Source organism: uncultured Porphyromonas sp. (assembly GCF_900541275.1).
Classification (GTDB): domain Bacteria; phylum Bacteroidota; class Bacteroidia; order Bacteroidales; family Porphyromonadaceae; genus Porphyromonas_A.
Genome location: NZ_UQJH01000024.1, coordinates 1 through 19,751, shown reverse-complemented (window position 1 = coordinate 19,751; position 19,751 = coordinate 1). Strand labels below are relative to the sequence as shown.

15 protein-coding genes and 1 pseudogene are annotated in these 19,751 nt (G+C 59.1%); 12 read left to right on the top strand and 4 right to left on the bottom strand.

Annotated elements, in window-relative coordinates; translation table 11 throughout:
- The 3 genes and pseudogenes from QZR17_RS07460 to QZR17_RS07450 all read left to right on the top strand — a co-directional run.
- A pseudogene (locus QZR17_RS07460) lies at positions 1–218 on the top strand (hypothetical protein); the annotation flags it as partial.
- A complete protein-coding gene (locus QZR17_RS07455) occupies positions 202–825 on the top strand; it encodes a DUF4230 domain-containing protein (protein WP_297129558.1) in 624 nt (207 codons plus the stop codon). The pseudogene QZR17_RS07460 and the gene QZR17_RS07455, both read left to right, overlap by 17 nt.
- Entirely contained in the window at positions 818–1,450 is a 633-nt protein-coding gene (locus tag QZR17_RS07450) for a DUF4230 domain-containing protein (protein WP_297129556.1), read from the top strand. Before QZR17_RS07455 ends, QZR17_RS07450 begins: the two co-directional genes overlap by 8 nt.
- A 184-nt stretch (positions 1,451–1,634) precedes the next feature.
- Here QZR17_RS07450 and QZR17_RS07445 read toward each other — a convergent pair whose 3' ends face one another.
- Genes QZR17_RS07445 through mtaB form a run of 3 tightly spaced genes read right to left on the bottom strand, consistent with a single transcriptional unit; the run spans position 1,635 to position 4,800 of the window.
- Entirely contained in the window at positions 1,635–2,480 is an 846-nt protein-coding gene (locus QZR17_RS07445; RefSeq protein ID WP_297129554.1) for a hypothetical protein, read from the bottom strand.
- A complete protein-coding gene (locus tag QZR17_RS07440; protein ID WP_297129552.1) occupies positions 2,477–3,487 on the bottom strand; it encodes a glycosyltransferase family 2 protein in 1,011 nt (336 codons plus the stop codon). Before QZR17_RS07440 ends, QZR17_RS07445 begins: the two co-directional genes overlap by 4 nt.
- Positions 3,484–4,800 carry a tRNA (N(6)-L-threonylcarbamoyladenosine(37)-C(2))-methylthiotransferase MtaB gene (gene mtaB, locus QZR17_RS07435; protein ID WP_297129550.1) on the bottom strand — a complete coding sequence of 439 codons (1,317 nt, stop codon included), beginning with the start codon at positions 4,798–4,800 and terminating at the stop codon, positions 3,484–3,486. The genes QZR17_RS07440 and mtaB overlap by 4 nt, the downstream gene beginning before the upstream one ends.
- Before the next feature lie 331 nt (positions 4,801–5,131).
- On the opposite strand from mtaB, the gene QZR17_RS07430 reads away from it, so the two are divergent.
- The 8 genes from QZR17_RS07430 (at position 5,132) to QZR17_RS07395 (ending at position 14,396) form a co-directional block, all read left to right on the top strand.
- Positions 5,132–6,076: an ABC transporter substrate-binding protein gene (locus QZR17_RS07430; protein ID WP_297129548.1), complete on the top strand. Its 945-nt coding sequence runs from the start codon at positions 5,132–5,134 to the stop codon at positions 6,074–6,076.
- Positions 6,077–6,084: 8 nt separating this feature from the next.
- Positions 6,085–6,783 carry an ATP-binding cassette domain-containing protein gene (locus QZR17_RS07425; RefSeq protein ID WP_297129546.1) on the top strand — a complete coding sequence of 233 codons (699 nt, stop codon included), beginning with the start codon at positions 6,085–6,087 and terminating at the stop codon, positions 6,781–6,783.
- Entirely contained in the window at positions 6,780–7,532 is a 753-nt protein-coding gene (locus tag QZR17_RS07420) for an ABC transporter permease (protein WP_297129544.1), read from the top strand. The genes QZR17_RS07425 and QZR17_RS07420 overlap by 4 nt, the downstream gene beginning before the upstream one ends.
- 20 nt (positions 7,533–7,552) lie before the next feature.
- The gene (locus QZR17_RS07415) at positions 7,553–8,557 is read left to right on the top strand and encodes a hypothetical protein (RefSeq protein WP_297129542.1); all 1,005 of its coding nucleotides are present in this window, start codon (positions 7,553–7,555) and stop codon (positions 8,555–8,557) included.
- Positions 8,558–8,606: 49 nt separating this feature from the next.
- Positions 8,607–11,243, top strand: a complete 2,637-nt coding sequence (locus tag QZR17_RS07410) for a transglutaminase domain-containing protein (RefSeq protein WP_297129540.1) — start codon at positions 8,607–8,609, stop codon at positions 11,241–11,243.
- Positions 11,240–13,156, top strand: coding sequence for a fimbrillin family protein (locus tag QZR17_RS07405; RefSeq protein WP_297129538.1), 1,917 nt, complete (start codon positions 11,240–11,242; stop codon positions 13,154–13,156). Before QZR17_RS07410 ends, QZR17_RS07405 begins: the two co-directional genes overlap by 4 nt.
- Positions 13,157–13,252: 96 nt before the next feature.
- A complete protein-coding gene (locus tag QZR17_RS07400) occupies positions 13,253–14,137 on the top strand; it encodes a carbohydrate kinase (protein ID WP_297129536.1) in 885 nt (294 codons plus the stop codon).
- A 40-nt stretch (positions 14,138–14,177) separates the two neighbouring features.
- Positions 14,178–14,396 carry a M20/M25/M40 family metallo-hydrolase gene (locus QZR17_RS07395; protein WP_363171534.1) on the top strand — a complete coding sequence of 73 codons (219 nt, stop codon included), beginning with the start codon at positions 14,178–14,180 and terminating at the stop codon, positions 14,394–14,396.
- A gap of 149 nt (positions 14,397–14,545) precedes the next feature.
- On the opposite strand, the gene QZR17_RS07390 is transcribed toward QZR17_RS07395, so the two are convergent.
- Positions 14,546–15,928 carry an ATP-binding protein gene (locus QZR17_RS07390; RefSeq protein WP_297129560.1) on the bottom strand — a complete coding sequence of 461 codons (1,383 nt, stop codon included), beginning with the start codon at positions 15,926–15,928 and terminating at the stop codon, positions 14,546–14,548.
- A 461-nt stretch (positions 15,929–16,389) separates the two neighbouring features.
- On the opposite strand from QZR17_RS07390, the gene QZR17_RS07385 reads away from it, so the two are divergent.
- Positions 16,390–18,771 (top strand): TonB-dependent receptor, encoded by a 2,382-nt coding sequence (locus QZR17_RS07385; RefSeq protein WP_297129532.1) that lies wholly within the window; start codon positions 16,390–16,392, stop codon positions 18,769–18,771.
- The last annotated feature ends 980 nt before the right edge of the window (positions 18,772–19,751 follow it).

Sequence of the window (19,751 nt, the reverse complement as noted above, 5' to 3'; positions counted from 1 at the left end):
TTGCCCTCTACTACGTCTACAAGCGCCTGATGGAGAGACCGCGGATCAGTCTCCTTGGGGTCCTGATGCTGGGCGTCGGGGTGGTCTTCAACCCCTTTTACGTCCCCGATTTCCAGCTCACCACATGGCTGATCATCGAGATCACGTCGATGGTCCTTTTCTTTGTCTGCTCCCTTAGAGAGAAGCTTCCTCTCCCCGGTGATGATGAAAAAAAGTAGGCTCTCTCTCCTCCTATTTCTTTTCCTCCTCCTTGCCGGATGCGGTGAGGGCGTCCCTGACGACGAGGCAATCCTCGGTGAGGTCCGCTCAGTCCAGCACTTTGAGCTGACGGAGATGGAGCTGACGGAGAGCTTCATCATCCGCGGTAGCGGCACCACGATTGAGGGCATCCGCTCCCTCAGCGAGGCGGCCGACTACGTCGACAACCTCCTCCGACCCGGCGACCGCATCGGGGTCTACTCCTTTACCCATATCGCCATCGCCTATATCGACCTGAGCGAACTCGGTACCGATAAGGTGCGGGTGGAGGGGATGAAGGTGTGGCTCACCCTGCCACCTGTGGAGGTGAAGCTTGCCGGACGCTCCCCCACGCTCGAGGTGCTGCACGAGCGAGTCACAGGCACGAAGAGGCCCATCACCTCGGAGGAGCGAAAGGAGCTGCAGGATGAGGCATCCCGGCGGACCGCTGCACGGCTACGCCCTGGCAGTGCCACCTACGATATGCTGCGTCAGCGAGGGGAGCGACAGGCGACTGCCTACTTCCGGGGGTTACTGCACTCGCGCGGCTACGAGATGGTTCAAATAGCTTTTGACCGCCATGAGTAAGCAGAGCAAAGGGCTGTACGCGATAGTCCTCATAGGGATCGCCCTCCTCATCATCGGAGGCGTCCTGGTCCTGCGGGGAGAGAGGGCAAAGGAGCGTACACGACTCTCCCACCTCTACGATACCGTCATCACCGACATTACGGATGTGCTGCGAGTGACGGTGCTGGAGAGCGAGGAGGTGGTGCCGGTTAATTACCGCACCGGCCGGACTGAGGCCTTCGGGGTGGGGCACTACCGGACGAGGATCTACTTCGATGTGGAGCAGCTGGCAGCCGTGCAGCACGGAGATACGCTCTTCGTCCGACTGCCTCAGCCTGAGGTGGCGATCCTTGAGGATGAGACTCGCGGCTTCGTCTTAGTCGATGTCTGGAGCCGTGACTTGGGGACCAACCTCATCGGTCCAAGGCTCTCGACGCAGCAGGAGAATGCGATGCGGCTGAGAGCGGTCGAGGAAGCGCGACGTCGCGTCTCCTCGGCAGAGAATCTCTCTCGCGCTCGGAGCGAAGCGGGAGCGGTCCTTGCCGATATGCTATCCATCGTCCCCGGCACCGTCATCGTCTACACCTCCCCCTTCGATGCCCTACCGGACGACCCCGACCGGGTGCTTATGCCTAAGAAAAAGTGACCGCTTGAGACCTTTGCATAATACCCCATCTGCAGCGTCACTTTCGAGATTCGTGCTTGGTCATGTGCGTAAGCACACTCCCTTCGCTCTCACTCTCAGTTCCTTGCATCTGGGGTATTCTGCAAAGTCCCTGCCGAAAAAGCGGTGCTTTTTCGGCCAAAGACCATTTTGCAAAGGTCTTAGCTTATTCCTTCTGCGAGGTGCTGAGGTGAGCCTTGGCACCGAAGTGGGCGGCTCGGGCGGTAGCGGCTTCCACTTCGCCCTCCGCATTCTTTATCCCCACGTAGGTGCGGAAGTAGAGGTAGGTGGCGCTGATCGCCTCACGCGCTCGGGCATCGAGGGTAAAGCTCTTCCCCTGAGGACCGAAGGAGGCCCGGATGGCAGACGATGCCGGGGTGGCGTGGACAAAAGCGCCCAGCCGCTCAGAGGCCTCGAGGGAGAGGGTCAGCCGCTCGTGGGTCACGCCACCGATACGGAAGCGGTAGTTGAGTGCCTTATCATAGGGGATCGTGTCGCTGAGGACATAGGTCCCGCCGGTCTCCTCCATCAGTCGGAGGTAGGTGACGCCCTGAGCCTTGGGGGCTGAGGTGCCGGCGATGAGCTGGATCTTGCCGTCTGCCTTGATATACGCATCGAGGAAGTTTGCCTCAGGATTGGCAGCGGAGGGGTCGTAGCCCTTGTATCGGAGGATGTTCTCATCCGGCATACGGGGGTACTCGATCAGCTTGAAGAGCCGCTGCAGCGAGTCGAGGCGGGCGACGCCCTCGTCGGCGAGCGAGGTCATCCGGATCGAGTCTCTCTTTGCCGTGGCCATACGGACCAGCTGCTGCAGGTGGAGTGCCACCTTGCGCGTCTCCACGGCCCCGCTGTAGGTGCGGTGGAGGGAGTCGAGGAGCTGAGCCGAGTGGCTGTAGTCGGAGTCTTGGTAGGCGATCTGCGCCTCGGCAAGGAGATGCTTGGCGGCGCGCTCCTCCTTACTGACGCAACCGGTGAGGAGCAGGAGAATGATAAGTGCAAGAGTCGGTCTCATGATGATAGTCTGTCGTAGGTATGATGTCCCCGGAGGTGATACTCGAGGAGAATGGATCTATGATAAAGTCGGCTGTAGGCGCGCTCCGGGTCGCCGCCACTTCGCACGGGGCGGAGCTTCCGCAGCTCCCGCCTGGCACGCAGCACGGCCCGGGCATCACCGAGGTGCCCGCAGAGGAGGAAGTGGAGAGCGGCGATGTGATCGAGCAGCCACCGCTTCCGCAGCGTGGAGCGGAGGACTCGGGAGGGGAGGTTCTTCCGCAACATCAGGATGTTGTTTCGGAAGTTGAGGAAGGTCTTCCGTGGGTTGTCTGCGCTGAGTGACTTTCCACCCCAGTGGTAGACGACGCTCTCGGGGATGACGTATAGGTCGTGTCCGGCAGCCTGCCAGCGCCAGCAGAGGTCGATCTCCTCCTGGTGGGCGACAAAGGTCTCGTCCAGTCCTCCGGCAGCGAGGTAGGCCTCCCGTCGGCAGAGCATGCAGGCACCGCTGGTCCAGAAGACCGGCATCGGCTCCCGCCCATACTGACCGCAATCCTCCTCGAGGGTGGAGAAGAGTCGCCCTCGGCAGAAGGGGTAGCCCAGCCGATCCATATAGCCTCCGAGAGCTCCGGCATACTCCAGCCGCTCAGGCTCACGCTCCCAGCGGATCGTCGGCTGGACGGAGACCACCTCGGGGTGGCTGTCGAGGAAGGTGACCAGCGGCTCCAGCCAGCCCTTGGTCACGAGGACGTCGTCATTGAGGAGGCAGATGTAGTCGTACCCCTCCAGCTGAGCGATGGCCCTATTGTACCCGGCGGCGAAGCCAAGGTTGCTCCCGAGCGGAAGCGCCACCGCCCGAGGGTAGTCTCGAGCCAGTATCTCAAGGGAGTCGTCCGTGCTGCCGTTGTCTGCCTCGATCACGTCTGCCAGCTCCGGATCGGTATGCTCGAGTAGGGTCGGGAGGTAGTGCGGGATCAGCGTGGAGCCGTTCCAGTTGAGTACGATGACGGCAACCTTTTTCCTCATACCAGTACGCCCTCCACCAAGTCAGGATGTCCCGGCACCACGTGATCTGCCCGGACCTTGACCACCTCGCCCACGAGCCCCGGCTGATAGGGGATCCGGACGCGGAGATAATTCTCTGTATAGCCATAGAGCCACTCTTGCTCCTCCGGCTCCTCCACCAGCAGCCGCCGCTCGCTCCCCACCTGACTCCGGGTGAAGTGGCTCAGCTTGTGGTCGCTGATGGTGATCAGTCGCCGTGTGCGTCGGTGCTTCTCCTCAGGCGAGACTACCGGGGTGATCCGCAGCGCGGCGGTGCCCTTTCGCTCGCTGTAGGGGAAGACATGGAGCTTGGAGACCGGCAGCCCGGCGATGAAGGCAGCGCTTTCCTCGAAGTCCTCCTCCTCCTCGCCCCGCATGCCGACGATCACGTCCACGCCGATGTAGGCGTCCGGCATCAGCTCGTGGATCAACTCCACCTTGTGGGCAAAGACCTCCCGCCTATAGCGCCGCCGCATCAGTCGCAGCACCTTATCAGAGCCACTCTGCAGGGGAATGTGGAAGTGTGGGGCAAAGCGCTTGCTCCCCCGGACGAAGTCGATGATCTCGTCGGTGATGAGATTGGGCTCTATGCTGGAGATGCGGAAGCGGTCGATCCCCTCCACGGTGTCTAATGCCTCTAAGAGCCGGAGGAAGGAGCTCCCGGTGTCTCGCCCGAAGTCCCCCACATTGACCCCCGTCAGCACGATCTCCCGTCCCCCGTGCGCCGCCACCTGCTCGGCTCGGCGGACGAGGTCCGCCACTTCGCCACTGCGGCTGTGACCGCGGGCAAAGGGGATCGTGCAGTAGGAGCAGCAGTAGTCGCAGCCGTCCTGCACCTTGAGGAAGTGGCGCGTGCGCCCCTCCGATGAGACACTGGGGACGAAGGTGGTCGCCTCCTCATACGGCGACACTTCCACCGTATCGACCGCACTCAGGTGGTCGAGGTAGTGGAGTAGGGCGCCCTTCTCCTTTGCTCCCAGCACCAGGTCGACACCGGGGAGCTTGGCGTACCGCTGCGGCTGGAGCTGTGCCGAGCAGCCGGTGACGACGATCACCGCATCGGGGTGGTCGCGGTGGGCGCGCCGGATCAGCTGCCGGCTCTTCCGGTCCGCCACCGAGGTGACGGAGCAGGTATTGACCAGCACCAGGTCGGCAGGTTCGCCCTCCTGGGCGAGGACCATGCCCCGCTCCAGGAGTGCCTGCCCGAGGAATGAGGTCTCGGCAAAATTGAGCTTACAGCCCAGCGTGCAGAGGGCGACGCGCCGCCCCGTGTATGTAAATCCTTGCTCACTCATAAGTGCCACAAAGGTACCAAAAAGCAGGGGTGACGCATTTGAGTGGCACAGAAGCCATTTAACTCTCATTGTGAAGAGCGTGAAACGATGCACCCCTTGTGGCTTGTCATGCTAATTGCATCCCCCCTACCCAAGCAGTCCACTCCTCAGAGAAATCTCTAATACCGATATTAGGCTTCACTAATATCGGTATTAGATAGAGTACCTATCCATCGGGCATTGGGCACCCCTCCATTATGGACACCCCTGTACCAAAAAGCGTCCCGCCTTCTATCTCGGGGCTTTTGGGTATCTTCGCTGAGAATATATGTTAAATGCGCCCTATCGTATTATGAATAAGTCTAAGTCCTTACTAGTACTAACTGTCGCACTGCTGCTCACCCTTGCCGTCTCCGCCTGTGGGGGACAGCGGAAGGAGAGCAAGCAGCTGCCACCGCTTAAGATCGGTGCGATGTCCTCGATGGACTACCTGCCCTACGTGGTGGCTGAGAAGATGGGGATCTACGACTCACTCGGTCTGGAGGTGGAGATCGTCAAGTTTTTCTCCGCCAACGATCGGGATGCCGCCTTCCGTGCCGCTCAGGTGGATGGTACGGTCATCGACTATACCGGCGCCGCGATCCAGCATGCCGCCGGGATGCCTCTCGCACTCATCACAGCGCACGATGGCTACTTCGAGATGATGGCAACCGGTGACCTCACCACTATGGAGGATCTGAGAGGGAAAAAGGTGGGCGTCTCCCGCAATACGGTGATCGACTACTCTACCGACCTGATGCTCCGCGCTGCCGGCATAGAGCCGACGGACGTCGAGAAGCCGGAGGTAAATAAGATCCCCCTTCGGCTCGAGATGATGCTCGGTGGAGAGCTGGAGGGCTCAGTCTTCCCCGACCCGTTCATCACCATCGCGAAGTCCAAGGGCTTTGCCTCCCTCTCTTCCACTAAGGCTCTCGGCATCTCTGTCACCGGTACGATGATGCGGCGTGAGGCTCTCGACGAGAAGGCGGAGTCGGTGAAGCTCCTCCTCAGGGGGTACAATCTCGGCGTTGACTACCTCCTCTCTCATCCCCGCTCGGAGTGGCAGTCGATCCTCGTCGAGGATGCCGGCATCCCCGAGGGACTGGCTGACCGGGTCACCCTGCCGGACTATCGTCATGCAGCGCTCCCCTCAGCCAAGGATATGGAGGAGACACTCGCCTGGCTCCATGAGCACGATCTCGTCCCGGCGGACTATACCGGCGAGGGGCTGGTGGACGGCTCGTACCTCCCTCAGTAACAGAGCTTATGAGTCGGGTGACGATCGACCAGCTCTCGGTCGCCTATAGGGGGCGACGAGGCGAGACGGTGGCGGTAGAGGATCTCTCCCTCACGCTTGAGGACGGAGAGATCCTCGGGCTTACCGGTCCCTCGGGGTGCGGTAAGTCTACGCTCCTCCACGTCCTCTCAGGGATCATCACCGACTATGAGGGGACCGTGCTGATCGATGATCTGCCCCCGGATCCCAGGGTCCACTCCGTCGCGCTGGTGCCGCAGGGCTTTGCCCTCCTCCCGTGGATGACGGTGCGAGAGAATATCCTCCTTCCCCATACGCTAGGAGGAAAGGAGTGTCCCAATCTCTCCCACCTGGATGAGGTGCTGGAGACCCTCGAGATCGCCCCCTTCGTCGATCGCTATTCGCGCGAGTTGAGTGGCGGGCAGCGACAGCGGGTCGCTCTGGCGAGGGCGATGGTGCAGGACCCGGACCTGCTGCTCCTCGATGAGCCCTTCTCGGCACTCGACATCGGGACGGCAGAGCGAAGTAGGGCGCTCCTGCAGCACTTCCGCCGCAGGCTCGGGCTGACGACGATCCTTGTGAGCCACAATGTCGAGGAGATCGCCGGACTGGCGGAGCGAGTGATCGTCATGGGTGGCACGCCGGGGCGCATCCTCTCTGAGACGAGAGGGGCATCGGCGGAGCGCATCGCAGAGGAGATCAAGTCATGAGAGCGGACAGCATCACCTACCGTTTCCTCGTCGGCACGTTGCTGATCAACGTGATCTGGTACGTCGCCTACCTCCTCATCGGAGAGGGGGCCTTGATCTCGCCTCTGGTGGTATACCGTCATCTGCCGGTGCTCCTGGCGGGGAAGATGGGACCGCACCTCCTGGCGAGTCTCTATCGGATCCTCCTCGGCATCCCCATTGCGCTACTCCTCGGTCTGGTCATCGCCTGGCTGATCTACAGCTATCGCCCCTTCGGACGGGCGATGAACGCCCTCACCTACCTCGCCTATCCGATCCCGAAGCTGGCTCTTCTGCCTATCGTGATGCTGATCGCCGGGCTGGGGGACGGAGGCAAGGTGGCGATGATCGTTCTGATCCTGATCTTCCAGGTGATCGTCAACGTCCGCGACAGCCTCACGAATATCCCCCGGGAGAGCTTCCACATTGCCCGCTCTCTTGGTGCTGATCGGTGGCGTGTCCTGCGGTACATCCTCCTGCCGGCTGCGCTGCCGGATATCCTCTCCACCCTGCGTGTCGCCATCGGGACGGCGATCTCGGTCCTCTTTGTCACCGAGACCTACGGCACAGACCGCGGCATGGGGTACTTCATCACCGATGCGTGGATGCGCTTTGATTACATCGATATGTACGGAGGCATCGTCGTCTTGAGCATCACCGGATTTATCCTGTTTATTCTTACAGATATTGCAGAGGAGCGCTTCTGTCGATGGCGCTCTGCAGGTCACTAAATGCACTTCTTTTTTATCTTATGAAAAAAGTACTACTCTCACTTCTCCTCCTCCTGACGCTGGTGCCGGCCCTATCGGCACAGGGGCACCACCACTTCGATAAGGGAAAGCGTCTCGAGATCCATGGGTATGGTCAGGTCTACTACGATGCCCTCTTGGGACCGGGGAAAAATTCCTTTGGCGTCAATAAGTCGGAGCTTATGGGGACGATGCGCATCACCGACCGGTGGAGTGCGGCTGTCCTCTTTCAGCTCAATAGCCCCGCGATACTCAAGGAGCTCCACATGTCCTACCGCTTTGCCCCGGAGTTGAGTCTGAGGGTGGGGCAGATGAAGACGCCCTTCGGACTGGAGAACCAGGTGGCTCCCTTCCTCAATCCGCTGAGCCTTGGCGGGACCATGCCGACGGTCTACTTCGCCGGCGTGGGGATGGATCCGCTCTACTCGGGCACCTCCGGGCGGGACATTGGTCTCGAGCTGTCGGGTGACCTCTGGGGTAGGGTGCTCTCCTACAAGCTGGCGGTGATGAATGGTCAGGGGATGAACACCCTCGACCTCGGCACCTCTAAGATGTATGGCGGTGCGCTCTACCTACGCCCCACCTCCATGCTGACGCTCCATGCCTCTTACCTCGGTGGTGAGCTCCACGCGATGGGGGCCGGCAAGGGTATCGAGGCGGGTGCTCCCTATATCCGCCACCGTGTCAGCGGCGCCGTACAGCTGACTACCAAGCCGGTCTCCCTTACGGGTGAGTATATGTATGGCAAGGATGCCGAGGTCAGTGGTCAGGGTGCTTACCTCACCGCTGTGGCACACATGGCCAAGCGATACGACTTCGTCGCCTCTGTCGACTACCTCAAGACCGGTATGGGTCCCGGCAGTCTCCTCACCAGCACGCTCGGCGTGCAGCATTGGTTTGGCAAGCTCTCCCGCTGGCAGCTGGAGTACCGCCTCGTCGCTCCGCAGGGTGAGGGACACGGTCCGATGGACCACCACATCCGGATGCAGTTCCAGTTCGGCTTCTGACGGTTAAGTTTTTCTGGCTAACTTTGGTCTGTAAATAAAACCGTTAGCCATGAATAGACTTACAGCCCTTACTCTTCTACTCGCTCTGACTCTCTTCGCCACCTCATGTGGCGGGGGTCGGAGCGAGTCGCTTTTTCCCTCCGACGTAATGACTCGTGCCGAGAAAGCGCTCGAGACGAAGATCGACACCCTCGGCATCGTCTCTCCGACCGACTCTCTCCGCTTCGTGGACGTGACCGCCGAGGAGCGGGACGCCATGACCTACCTCTACGCCTACATGAGTCTGCCGGACCTGATGGATCACAGCATTGCCTACCATCTGGATAATGTCCGGGTGACGCTGCGGGCAAGGGAGGAGATGCCGTGGGGGAAAAAGGTCCCCGGGACGCTCTTCCGCGCTTTTGTCCTCCCCAAGCGGGTCAATAACGAGGTGCTGGATGACTTTCGGACCACCTACTACGATGAGTTGTCCGACCTCGTCGATACCATGACGATGGAGCAGGCGGTGCTGGCACTCAATCGCTGGGCCCATAAGCACATCACCTACCAGCCCTCCGATGGGCGGACCTCCAGCCCCATAGCCACGTTGCGGAATGCCCTCGGGCGCTGCGGCGAGCAGAGTACCTTCGTCGTCGCGGTACTCCGTACCGTCGGCATCCCGGCGCGACAGGTCTACACGCCCCGCTGGGCGCATACGGACGACAACCACGCCTGGGTCGAGGCTTGGGTCGATGGTAAGTGGCACTACCTCGGGGCAAGCGAACCTGCCCCCGTGATGGACAACGCCTGGTTTGACGCCCCGGTAATGCGGGCGATGATGCTCCACACCACCGCCTTCGGTGACTACGATGGCGACGAGGAGGTGCTGAGCAAGAACGATTGCTTCACCGAGCTCAATGTGACGCCCAATTACATTCGCACTGCGCCGATGACCGTCCGTGTCCTGGACGAAACCGGTAAGCCAGTCGAGGGCGCCACCGTCACCTACCGCATCTACAACTACGCAGAGCTCTATCCTCTCGTCACCCGCACGACTGATGACAGAGGGGAAGCGGTGACCAACCTCGGTCTCGGGGACGTGGTGATCTTTGCCTCTATGGGCAAGGACCGAGTGGCGATGGAAAAGATGACCAATAAGGAGGGTGGCAGCACCCTCGAGCTGACCCTCCGTCCGCTCGACACCATCCCGGCAGAGCAGCACCTGCGTCTCACTCCGCCGGTGGAGCAGACACCGGAGGTTCGGTATACCGAGGCCCAGGCGGCAGAGAATGCCCGCCTACTCGCCGAGGAGGATGCGGTCCGTGAGGCCTACACCTCCACTTTCCCCACAGCAGAGCAGGCCGCCTCACTGGCGGACGAGCTGGGCGCCACCGGTGAGGATCGCACCCTGCTCCTCGACCTCTTCCCCAAGAGCCGCGGATACCACGCCACAATAGAGAGCTTCCTCCGCCACTCGGCTGAGAGCGGTCGTCTCCACCACGCACTTCTCCTCCTCTCCTCCCTCACCGAGAAGGACCTCCACGACGTCTCCATCACCGCCCTCGAGCAGGTGCTCGACCGCGATCTCACCGACGCCGACTGGCAGGAGCCGATGATCTACTGCCCGCGAGTCCTAGACCGCGAGCCGATAGCACCCCAGCAGCCGGAGCTGGATCTGATCTGCGAGCAGATCCTCGGCAGTGAGGAGCTCAGCCGAGAGGAGCGAGTCACCCGGATCCTCGAGCGGGTGGGACAGCTCTCCTACGACAAGCAGTACAATCCGCTCAACCTCCCGATGACGCCCGCCTCCACCTGGATCCTACAGCGAGGCAACCAGCGCTCCCTCACCGTCTTGCTGATCCGACTCCTCCGCACGGCCAAAGTGCCGGCATGGTTTGACTTCGGCAACAGCGTTGTCCGCTACCGCGATGACGAGGGTAGGGAGCGGGTGATCCCATTCTTAAAGGAGGAGAAGGAGTCCACTGCCGACTGCCCCCTACAGCTCACCTATGAGCAGGGGACGAATACTGTCCGCACGCCCCACTACACGTCTCACTTCACCGTCGGCTACTTCGATCCTGCCGATGGACAGATGAGCACCTACTACTTCGATGATATGGTTCCTTACACCGACCTGCAGGGTAATTCGCTCCTCTATCCGGACAACTTCCTCCTCACCGGCAGCAGGCTTGCCGACGGCACCGTCCTCGCCTCCATCCGCAGAATGCGCTGCGGAGAGCCTATGGCGATCGATTTTGATCGGGAGGAGGGCGCCCTGGCAGTGATCGGAAACTTTGACTCCGAGTCGCTCTACGAGGATCTCGAGGGGGAGGAGCGCTCGCTTCTCAGCACCACCGGGCGGGGCTACTACCTCCTCGTGCTGGCACGCGATGCCCACGAGCCGTCCGACCACATCCTCCGCGACCTCGGTGCCATCGCTGACCGGTCCGGCAAGTTGCCCATCCCGACCGTGGTGCTCACGCGACAGAAGCCCTCTGAGGCGCTCCACGGCCTCCTCCCGAGAGCCGCCTGGGGTGTTGATACTCGGGGGCTGGATAAGGCGCTTGCAGAGGGCCTGGAGCGCTCCCTGCCGCTCGACTACCCGGTGGTGATCGTCGCCGATACATTCAATCGTGTCGTCTACTTTCACCAGGGCTACACCATCGGCATAGGCGAGCAGATTGCTGAGGTCCTCTCTCGGCTATGACAAAATACTCCTACCGCACGCTCCTGACCCTCCTCCTACTCCTCCCCGCGTGCCAAAAGCAGGCGGAGCCGGTTGAGGAGACCGAGGCGCGTACCTGCCCCGACTTTGTCGCCACTGTGCCCCTCCTCCGCGTCCTTGATGATCGCTGGGAGGCGGGCGACCGGATCGGGATCTTCTCCTCACGAGAGACCGATGTCCCCTACGTCACGGCGCATGGGGACGGCACCTTTGTCCCTCGCGGTGATCGGCGTATCTCCATGGCTCCTGAGGGGGAGACCTTCCACGCCTATTACCCCTACAGCTACGGCGGTGGGGGATCTGTCTCCTTCGACCTGCGAGACCAGTGTCCTCTGCTCTATGGGGAGGGAAAGGGAGTCCCGGGGGAGACGCAGGTGGAGCTCTCCTTCTCTCACCGTCTCTCGCAGCTGCGGGTCCGCCTTGTCTCCGAGATCGAGGGGCTAGACCTCTCTGATGCGAGGGTGGAGCTGCAGGGCTACCGCTCCGGTGGACGGATGGAGAAGCGAAGTGGCACCATCAAGCCTGGGACCGCTGTCCACCCGCTCCCATCGTCACGGATCGGCAATACCTTCCTCACCTACATCCTGCCCGGTGAGACCATCGGTGATCCCGCCCATAAGATACAGATCGAAGTGGGGACCAAGTCCATCCTCCTCGCAGAGCCAGCCATAAGTGGGGTCACCGAGACGGAGAGTGGCAAGTACTACGAGCTCGTCCTGCATCTCAGGCGTACCCCCTCCGAGCCGAACACCGTCGATCTCTCAGCCTCTATCCGCTCCTTTGTGGAGGGCGGTACGATCGAGGGGGATATCATCATCGACCCCGAGCCCTCCGCCAAGCAGCCTATCCTGCTTGAGGAGCACTTTGACTCCTCCCTCGGAGAGATGACCAACCACACAATCTTGGGCAAGGGGATCGGCTTTGAGGCCGAGGAGGGGTGCGCCACCGTCACCGGTCGCCGTATAGGGATGACCAAGATCCTCCTGATGTCCCCCGCCTTTGACTTCACGGACATCTCAGGGGCGACTCTCTCCTTTGTCCACAGTATCAGCCGGGGAAAGCGACCGTCCGAGGAGCAGATGCTCTACGTGACGACGGAGGAGATCACGCCCGACTACCCCGAGGAGGCCCGCTGGACGCGGGTGGAGATCCCCAAGTACCCCGAGGCGGGGTCAGAGGACTTTGTGGCCAATTCGATTCCTCTCCCCGACTTTGTCTACGGGCAAAAGCAGGTACGCTTTGCCTTCGTCTACAAGAGCCGAGACTACCAGGAAGCGCTCTGGCGCATCGATGATGTGGTGCTGAGGGTAGGGGAGAGCGACACCTCGCAGGAGGGGCCCGCCACCCCGGATCCCGGGGTCAAACCGACCGAGGGGCTGCTCTTCCCCGGGGCTGACTGCGAGAGCGAGCCTGACCTCCGCGCCGCGCTCGGCAAGCAGGGTCTCCGCTCCTATGCGATCCTCTCTCGCGACCACGCTTTTCCCGATCGGGGGCAGGTCCTCTCAGTCGTCAAGCAGCTGAGCGGCAACGACTACCTCCTTTCCTTTAAGGGCGCCATTCCCTCCGGTGCGAGGTTGCTCACTTTTCTGCTCAAGGGTGCCAGCTCCGCCCGCTCCCTCTCCGTCAATGTCTACGTTGATCACCTCGGCACCAATGGTCAGCAGAGCTACGTCTGCTACAATCTTGGTGAGGTGTCATCGCATGATAAGGTGCTTCGGGCTGAGCCGCGAAATCTCTACAAGGGGACCATCGACACGCGAGGTCAGTGGATCACGGTCACACTGGACCTCACCGCCATCGATCTCAATACGGATCCCGCACGGGAGATGCTTGCCATTAAGCTGGGCGGTGCCTCCGATGTCGCTCTGATGCTGGACGACTTCCGCTTCCGGTAGATCCGCTCCGGTCGGCAAGTATACCATCCCGGATTGTCTCCTCTTCGCACGTACAGCACTTTTACATCTCCCTTTGTCACAAGTTGCATAACTATTATGAAGCAAGAAAAAATGGTCGTCGGGATTGGCGAGGCCCTTTGGGATGTACTCCCCGAGGGAAAGAAGATTGGTGGCGCACCGGCCAACTTTGCCTACCACGTCTCTCAGCTCGGGCTATCCAGCTGTGTCGTCAGCGCCGTCGGGGAGGACGCTCTGGGCAGTGAGATCCTGGATAACTTCAGCGCCAAGGGGCTCTGCACCCATATCGCCACCGTCCCTTACCCGACCGGTACAGTGCAGGTGGAGATAGATCAGGTCGGCGTGCCTCAGTATGTCATCCGGGAGGGTGTGGCGTGGGACAATATCCCCTTTACACCTGACCTCATGGCTCTCGCACAGAGGACCACCGCTGTCTGCTTCGGCTCTCTGGCGCAGAGGAGCAGCGTCTCTCGCGCGACCATCAACCGCTTCATCGATGAGATGCCCAAGGAGAAGGACCCCCTCATCGTCTTCGACGTGAATCTCCGGCAGGGATTTTTCACCAAGGAGATCCTTGATCAGTCCATGAAGAAGTGCAACGTGCTGAAGATTAATGACGAAGAGCTCATCGTCATCAGCCGCTTGCTCGGCTACCCCGGTACCGACCTCCGGAGCAAGTGCCGGGCCTTGCTCGATCGGTACCACCTCCGGATGCTGATCCTGACCTGCGGGGTCAATGGCAGTCACATCTTCACCCCGGAAGATATCTCCTACCAAGCGACCCCTGAGGTAGAGGTGGCGGATACCGTCGGAGCCGGGGACTCCTTTACCGCCGCCTTCGTGTCGAGTATCATAAGGGGGAAATCTGTGGCTGAGGCGCACCGGAGGGCTGTAGAGGTCTCAGCCTACGTCTGCACTCAGGCAGGCGCCATGCCGACCCTCCCCGCCGAGTTTACCACCTGACGCCTCCCCCGAGGAGACCGCCTTTGCCACCCAAGTAGCGATAGACACTTACGGAGCGGAGAATGTGGTCAATCCTGCCGCCTCCTTTATGAGTAGCGAAGACTTCGCCTTTATGCTCCAGGAGAAGCCCGGCTCCTACCTGATGATTGGAAATGGGGATACCCCAATGGTGCATCATCCCAAGTACATCTTGGATCAAGAAATTTTCCCCATCGGAGCCAATTACTGGGTTTCGCTTGCTGAGGCCTACCTGAAGTAAAGTCCTGTCACATACGCCCTCGGCTCCCCCTCTCCTGAGATAGGCTATGGCGTGATGGGATAGGGGAGGGGTGCCACGCTGCCGTCTGATAGTGCGACGCCCTCGCGGGTCAGAAACCCAATCATAGACGAGTGGCCTTAGGAGGTATCTTATGGAAGCATGGACGCTATGATGTCTTTGGGATAATAGCAGGGGACGTCTGCCTTTGTTTCTGTTTTGAGGAACAATATCGTGTGTACCTTTTGCCCCTTCTTTACGAAGGGTAAGCGGCCGGCACGGCTTGTTAATTGCTCATATACGCTCTGTGCCTCGTCACGCTCTTGCCATTTACACTCTGCCACGAGGATGTGCTTCTTGTCTATTGACTCAGCTACAAGGTCAAGCTCCACCTGCTCATAGTCGTTGCTACCATTCTCTTTGGGTATGCCGCCCCACCACCGTGAGGCGATGCCATAGACTACACCATCGATTTCATTACCTGTGGCGAAGTCGCGACAAATCTTTTCCCATTTCTGACCAACGTATGTACTGAAGTCCTTACGGATGATATCCATTACGAGATCCTGGCGGTCTATCTCGATAAGATATCTATTGGGATTGATAAACCTGTAGTAAAAGGAGAGGAAGTTGTCACCAAGGCGATACAGTCCTTTCTTGCTGCTCTTTGGGTTGTCCCCAAAGGGGATATCTTTCTCCACATACCCCAGGTCGGTCAGTATGCCGATGGGCTGGGAGAGGTTGGTAGCAGGCTGCTGCATACGACCGGCTATTTCCGAAATACGATTTACTCCATTGCCCACCGTAGTAAGCAGGGAGAAAGACGTAGCCGTATCTCTACGCTCATCACGGAGCAACCGAGTTGGTTCGTCGTACAGTGTGCCATAGTTATTGACTAACAGATGGCGCACCGCCTCTTCCATGCTGTTATAGTCGGCACGAAGTTCCCAGTAGCGAGGCACACCGCCCCAAATAGCATATTCTTCTATGGCTTCTTGGTCAGAGCAGTGCAAGGCTTCTTTTATATAAGGCAAGCGCAGTTGCTTTAGCTTGGGCTGCCACGCACAGCGTTGATATAGAGGAGACTTCTCATTGAGGACCAGTGAGTGCATCATCAGCTGGGAGGAACCACACAGGATCAGATTGTATTTCAGCCTTTTGTTGTCCACTAATCTTTGGATGATGGAGGGCAGTGAGGGGTCGCTCTTGACGAGGTAGGAAAACTCATCTAAGCAGACCGATGTGTTATCCCCTGCATATAGATTGACGGAGGTAAGCACTGTCTCCCAGTCGTTGTAGGATACTCGATCAAAGCCGTCAAACGTAAAAGAAACAGTCTTGGCAAAGGAGTCGATCTGTTGCTGAGTCTGTGCTTCTTCGCTCAGATGGTATACATCCTGTTCGGTCAAAACATGCTTGATGAGTTCTGACTTTCCGATGCGCCGCCTACCATAAATCACAATCAGCACAGGCCGGCTAAGGCTTAGCGTGCGCTTGAGTGCAGCTGTTTCTTCTACCCTGTCTATAAATTTCATACCCTCAATAATTATCTTTGTCAAACATTATCTTTCGCAAAGATAATAACTTGATCGGTACCAACACACAAAATCACCGATGAATTTTGCTCCGCGAAAAACTATGTTTGACAAAGATAATGTTTGGCGAACATAATAAGGCCGGTTCGCAGTCTGCTGAACTGGGAGGGAGAGGAGAAAGAGATCGCATTTGCTGTGGAGACCATAATAGAACGGTGGTCCACTGCCCGATGGATCAGGGCTTGATCTAATACCGATATTAGTGAAGTCTAATATCGGTATTAGGCATCACTAATATCGGTATTAGAGATTTCCCTGGGGCTTTGGTAGGAGTGACCGAAAGCGACGCCTCAGATCGCATTTGATTAACTTCCAGAAGTCTGCAACTGAGTTGCGAGCGATAGTACCTACCTTTGCTGGTGATAAGGGGAGGCGATTCAGTACACAATAGATAAGTTTTAATGAGGCGATTATTTTTATTGATCTCCCTGCTGATGATGGTAGGGAGCTTGGACGTTTCGGCACTAGATCTCCGTGTAGTAGTGTATGACGAAGCCGGGGAGCCCATCCCCTACGCCACCATCAAGGTGAAAAGTATTGACGGCAGCAAGGTGCTCACAGGAGGTGTAACCCGTGACGATGGCTCCTTCACTCTACAGATCGAGCAGCATCAGTTACCGGTATTACTTGAGGCAAGCTTGATCGGATTCACCCCCAAGGAGGTGAGGTGCGAAAGCTCCACCGACTACAAGATCATACTACAGGAGAGTGCCTTAGAGCTGGCGGAGCTCTCCGTCACCGCCAGTCGTATCACACACCGGATGGTCGCCGGCGGTATCAGCACCTCCATAGAGGCCTCTCCGCTCGCAAATCTATCGGACGTCTATAGTGTGCTCAGAGGCGTGCCGCTCGTTGAGATCGAGGGGACCGAAGTCCGGGTAGCTGGCAAGGGGACCCCCATCATCTACATCAACGACCGACTGATGACCGACCCCAATCAGCTGCGCAACCTCAAGCCCTACCTCATTCGCGACATAGAGGTGCTCACCAATCCCGGTGCCAGGTATAGCTCCTCCGCTGAGTCGGTGATCAAGATCTACACCAAGCGTGAGCAGGGTACCGGTCTTAGTGGCGAGGTAAAGCTTGATCTAAATAATCAGATAAGTAGCCCCATGGGTTATCAGCCCTACCTTCGGCTCAATTATCGGCTCAATAATTGGGACTTCTTCACCAGTGTCATGTACAAGGACGAGCAGACCAATCACTCCTTCCCCTCTCTGCGCACTCACGGCAAAACCGACCAAAGCGAGTGGATCAATCAATCCACCACCAAGCACAAGGAGGGTGTACAGACACAGGAGTATACCATCGGCGTCAATTATGAAGATGAGGTGCAGAGCGCAGGCTTCAGATACCGCATTGCCGCCGATAAGGAGGACTCCTGGATGTTCTCCGACCTCACCAGCAACCACCTCAGGCCCACACCCGAGGCGGTGGAGCGCTACTTTGGCAAATCACAGACCCTCAAGCCCTGGAATGCCTCACACCGCCCCAATCTCTACTACCTGAGGAGGTTTGGGGACTGGAAGGCACAGATCGACCTCGACTACTTTCAGACCGGTATGAGCCACTCCACCGAGAGGGCAGCTGAGGGGCATACCGAGGCGTACGAGCTCTCCGGCGTGGAGAATAGCCATGGGGCGAAGTACCAGTCTGCAGGAGGACGCTTGGACATCTCCGGACCACTCTGGGGCGGACGCCTCGAGATGGGTGGCGAGTACACTAAGGTCCATAACCGCTTTTACAATCATCTCGATGCCAGCCTCAGTCTCACCGACCTCGACACCGAGCAGCGGGAGCAGCTACTGGCTCTCTACTTAGAGTATCAGCGCAAGATAGCCTCCGAGTGGAGTGCCACCGCAGGCTTACGCATGGAGCACCTCGAGAATAAGTATATCGACAAGGGGGTACTGGATCCCGACAAGAGCCATACCACCACCAATCTATTCCCCACACTGGCAGTCTCAGGCCGCCTCTGGGGTGTGCGCACCGAGCTCTCCTTCAGGAGCCGGATCAATCGACCAAGCTACGTACAGCTACAGCCACAGTACCTCTATGTGAGCCGATACGAGTACAAGGTGGGTGACCCCAACCTCAAGGACGCCATCGACTACTCCACCTCTCTCACCCTCAGTAAGAGCTGGCTTACCACCATCCTCAGCCACATCTATAGCCGCGACTGTCTCACCCCGGAGACCGCCCTCTTTACCGACCCCACCACCGGAGTCGTGCGGCCCTATATCACCCTATACAAGACTGTCAACGCCCCTCCACACCATGCTCTCTCGGCGGCGATTGTAGCCAGCCCTACGATTAAGTGGTGGAAGCCCACCTTCACTCTGCGCCTCTCCAAGATGATCGGCTACGACCTCTGGAACTTCGAGGAACGGATCACCAATCGTAAGCCCACCCTCGCTCTCAGCGTGGCCAACCAACTGACGCTCCCCGGGGAGATCAGCATGGTATTCAACGTCGGCTACACCCCATTTGGCAACGAAGACAATATGGAGTTCACCGCCCCCATCCTCACCAGCTACGCAGAGATCTCCAAGCAGTGGCTTAAGGAAAAAAATCTCCTCACCACCCTCTCCATCAGCAACCTCTTCAATACCACCCACTCCGTGCGTACCGCCACCAGGTACAGCGTGATGGAGTCCACCGAGCACGTGCCACCACGTATTGCCTTCACCATCTCCTACCGCTTCAATAGCTCCAAGGACAAGTACCAAGGCACCGGCGCCCTCGAGTCAGTCATCGACCGTATGAATGCGGGACACGACTAACCAGTGCACAGCCGTGAGGGCACCCCACCAGGGGTAACAAGCCCGGTCAGGGGTGACGCATGCTTATGATGTGCCCGATCCCGCAGGGGCAGTGCCCCGTAGGGATCATCGCTTCCTGGCCCGCGTGTCGAGGCACGAAGTGCCGAAGACCTCGGGAAAGATATACGACCCCGCCAGGGTGTCGCACTGCTTGAATAGGCAGCAAGTGCGACACCCTGGCGGGGTCGCTGGAAAGGGGGATTTCTGCTCGGCGACCCACAAGGGGTCGAAGGGGTAGGGGCGGGCCTCGGCACATTGGTCACCGCTTCGCGGATGACCGATGCCTATGGAGCGAGCACCCTTCGGGTGCCTCCCGGATGTGCCCCCCTTGGTATATGATTAGAGACTGTTGCACGAAGGCGATCTGCTGCGTTGCTTTCGGAATTCGGCCTCGGTCACGTACGTGAGTACGCTCCCTTCGGCCTCATCCTCAGCGCCTTGCATCTCATCCTTCGTGCAAAGTCTCAGCACATTTGAAACAAATGTGCGAGAATGGCACTTCGTGCAACATTCTCAATTACCCTAATGCTCTAATGCGCCACCCCTGGGGCTGCCGGGACGGGTGTCCAAGGGTGACGCATTTGAGTAGCACAGAAGTCCATCAACTCATTATGAAGGGTGGGGAACGAGGCACCCCGGCAGGGGTGCACGGTGTTTAGCCACGGGTCAAGGGGCGTAGCCCCGAAGACCCGTGGACCCGGCCTCGCAAGCAATCCTCGACCCCGCCAGGGTGTCGCACTGATTGACTGACTGGGTAAGTGCGACACCCTGGCGGGGTCGTATATCTTTCCCGAGCTCTTCTTTCCCGGAGTCTTCGGGGCTTCGCCCCTCGACATCCGGGCTATTTATGCTAACCACCAAACTTTTTGGGTAGAAATTTTATGCAGTCTGATATTGTTGAGCTACTTTGAGGTGGTGATCGGGATCATATAAGGTGTCGT

Bases quoted from the DNA above. Each gene is read 5' to 3' on its own strand.
- QZR17_RS07430 (WP_297129548.1), top strand. From the start codon at position 5,132: ATGAATAAGTCTAAGTCCTTACTAGTACTAACTGTCGCACTGCTGCTC.
- QZR17_RS07420 (WP_297129544.1), top strand. From the start codon at position 6,780: ATGAGAGCGGACAGCATCACCTACCGTTTCCTCGTCGGCACGTTGCTG.
- mtaB (WP_297129550.1), bottom strand. From the start codon at position 4,800: ATGAGTGAGCAAGGATTTACATACACGGGGCGGCGCGTCGCCCTCTGC.
- QZR17_RS07440 (WP_297129552.1), bottom strand. From the start codon at position 3,487: ATGAGGAAAAAGGTTGCCGTCATCGTACTCAACTGGAACGGCTCCACG.
- QZR17_RS07450 (WP_297129556.1), top strand. From the start codon at position 818: ATGAGTAAGCAGAGCAAAGGGCTGTACGCGATAGTCCTCATAGGGATC.
- QZR17_RS07445 (WP_297129554.1), bottom strand. From the start codon at position 2,480: ATGAGACCGACTCTTGCACTTATCATTCTCCTGCTCCTCACCGGTTGC.
- QZR17_RS07425 (WP_297129546.1), top strand. From the start codon at position 6,085: ATGAGTCGGGTGACGATCGACCAGCTCTCGGTCGCCTATAGGGGGCGA.
- QZR17_RS07455 (WP_297129558.1), top strand. From the start codon at position 202: ATGATGAAAAAAAGTAGGCTCTCTCTCCTCCTATTTCTTTTCCTCCTC.
- QZR17_RS07400 (WP_297129536.1), top strand. From the start codon at position 13,253: ATGAAGCAAGAAAAAATGGTCGTCGGGATTGGCGAGGCCCTTTGGGAT.
- QZR17_RS07385 (WP_297129532.1), top strand. From the start codon at position 16,390: ATGAGGCGATTATTTTTATTGATCTCCCTGCTGATGATGGTAGGGAGC.
- QZR17_RS07410 (WP_297129540.1), top strand. From the start codon at position 8,607: ATGAATAGACTTACAGCCCTTACTCTTCTACTCGCTCTGACTCTCTTC.
- QZR17_RS07390 (WP_297129560.1), bottom strand. From the start codon at position 15,928: ATGAAATTTATAGACAGGGTAGAAGAAACAGCTGCACTCAAGCGCACG.
- QZR17_RS07415 (WP_297129542.1), top strand. From the start codon at position 7,553: ATGAAAAAAGTACTACTCTCACTTCTCCTCCTCCTGACGCTGGTGCCG.
- QZR17_RS07405 (WP_297129538.1), top strand. From the start codon at position 11,240: ATGACAAAATACTCCTACCGCACGCTCCTGACCCTCCTCCTACTCCTC.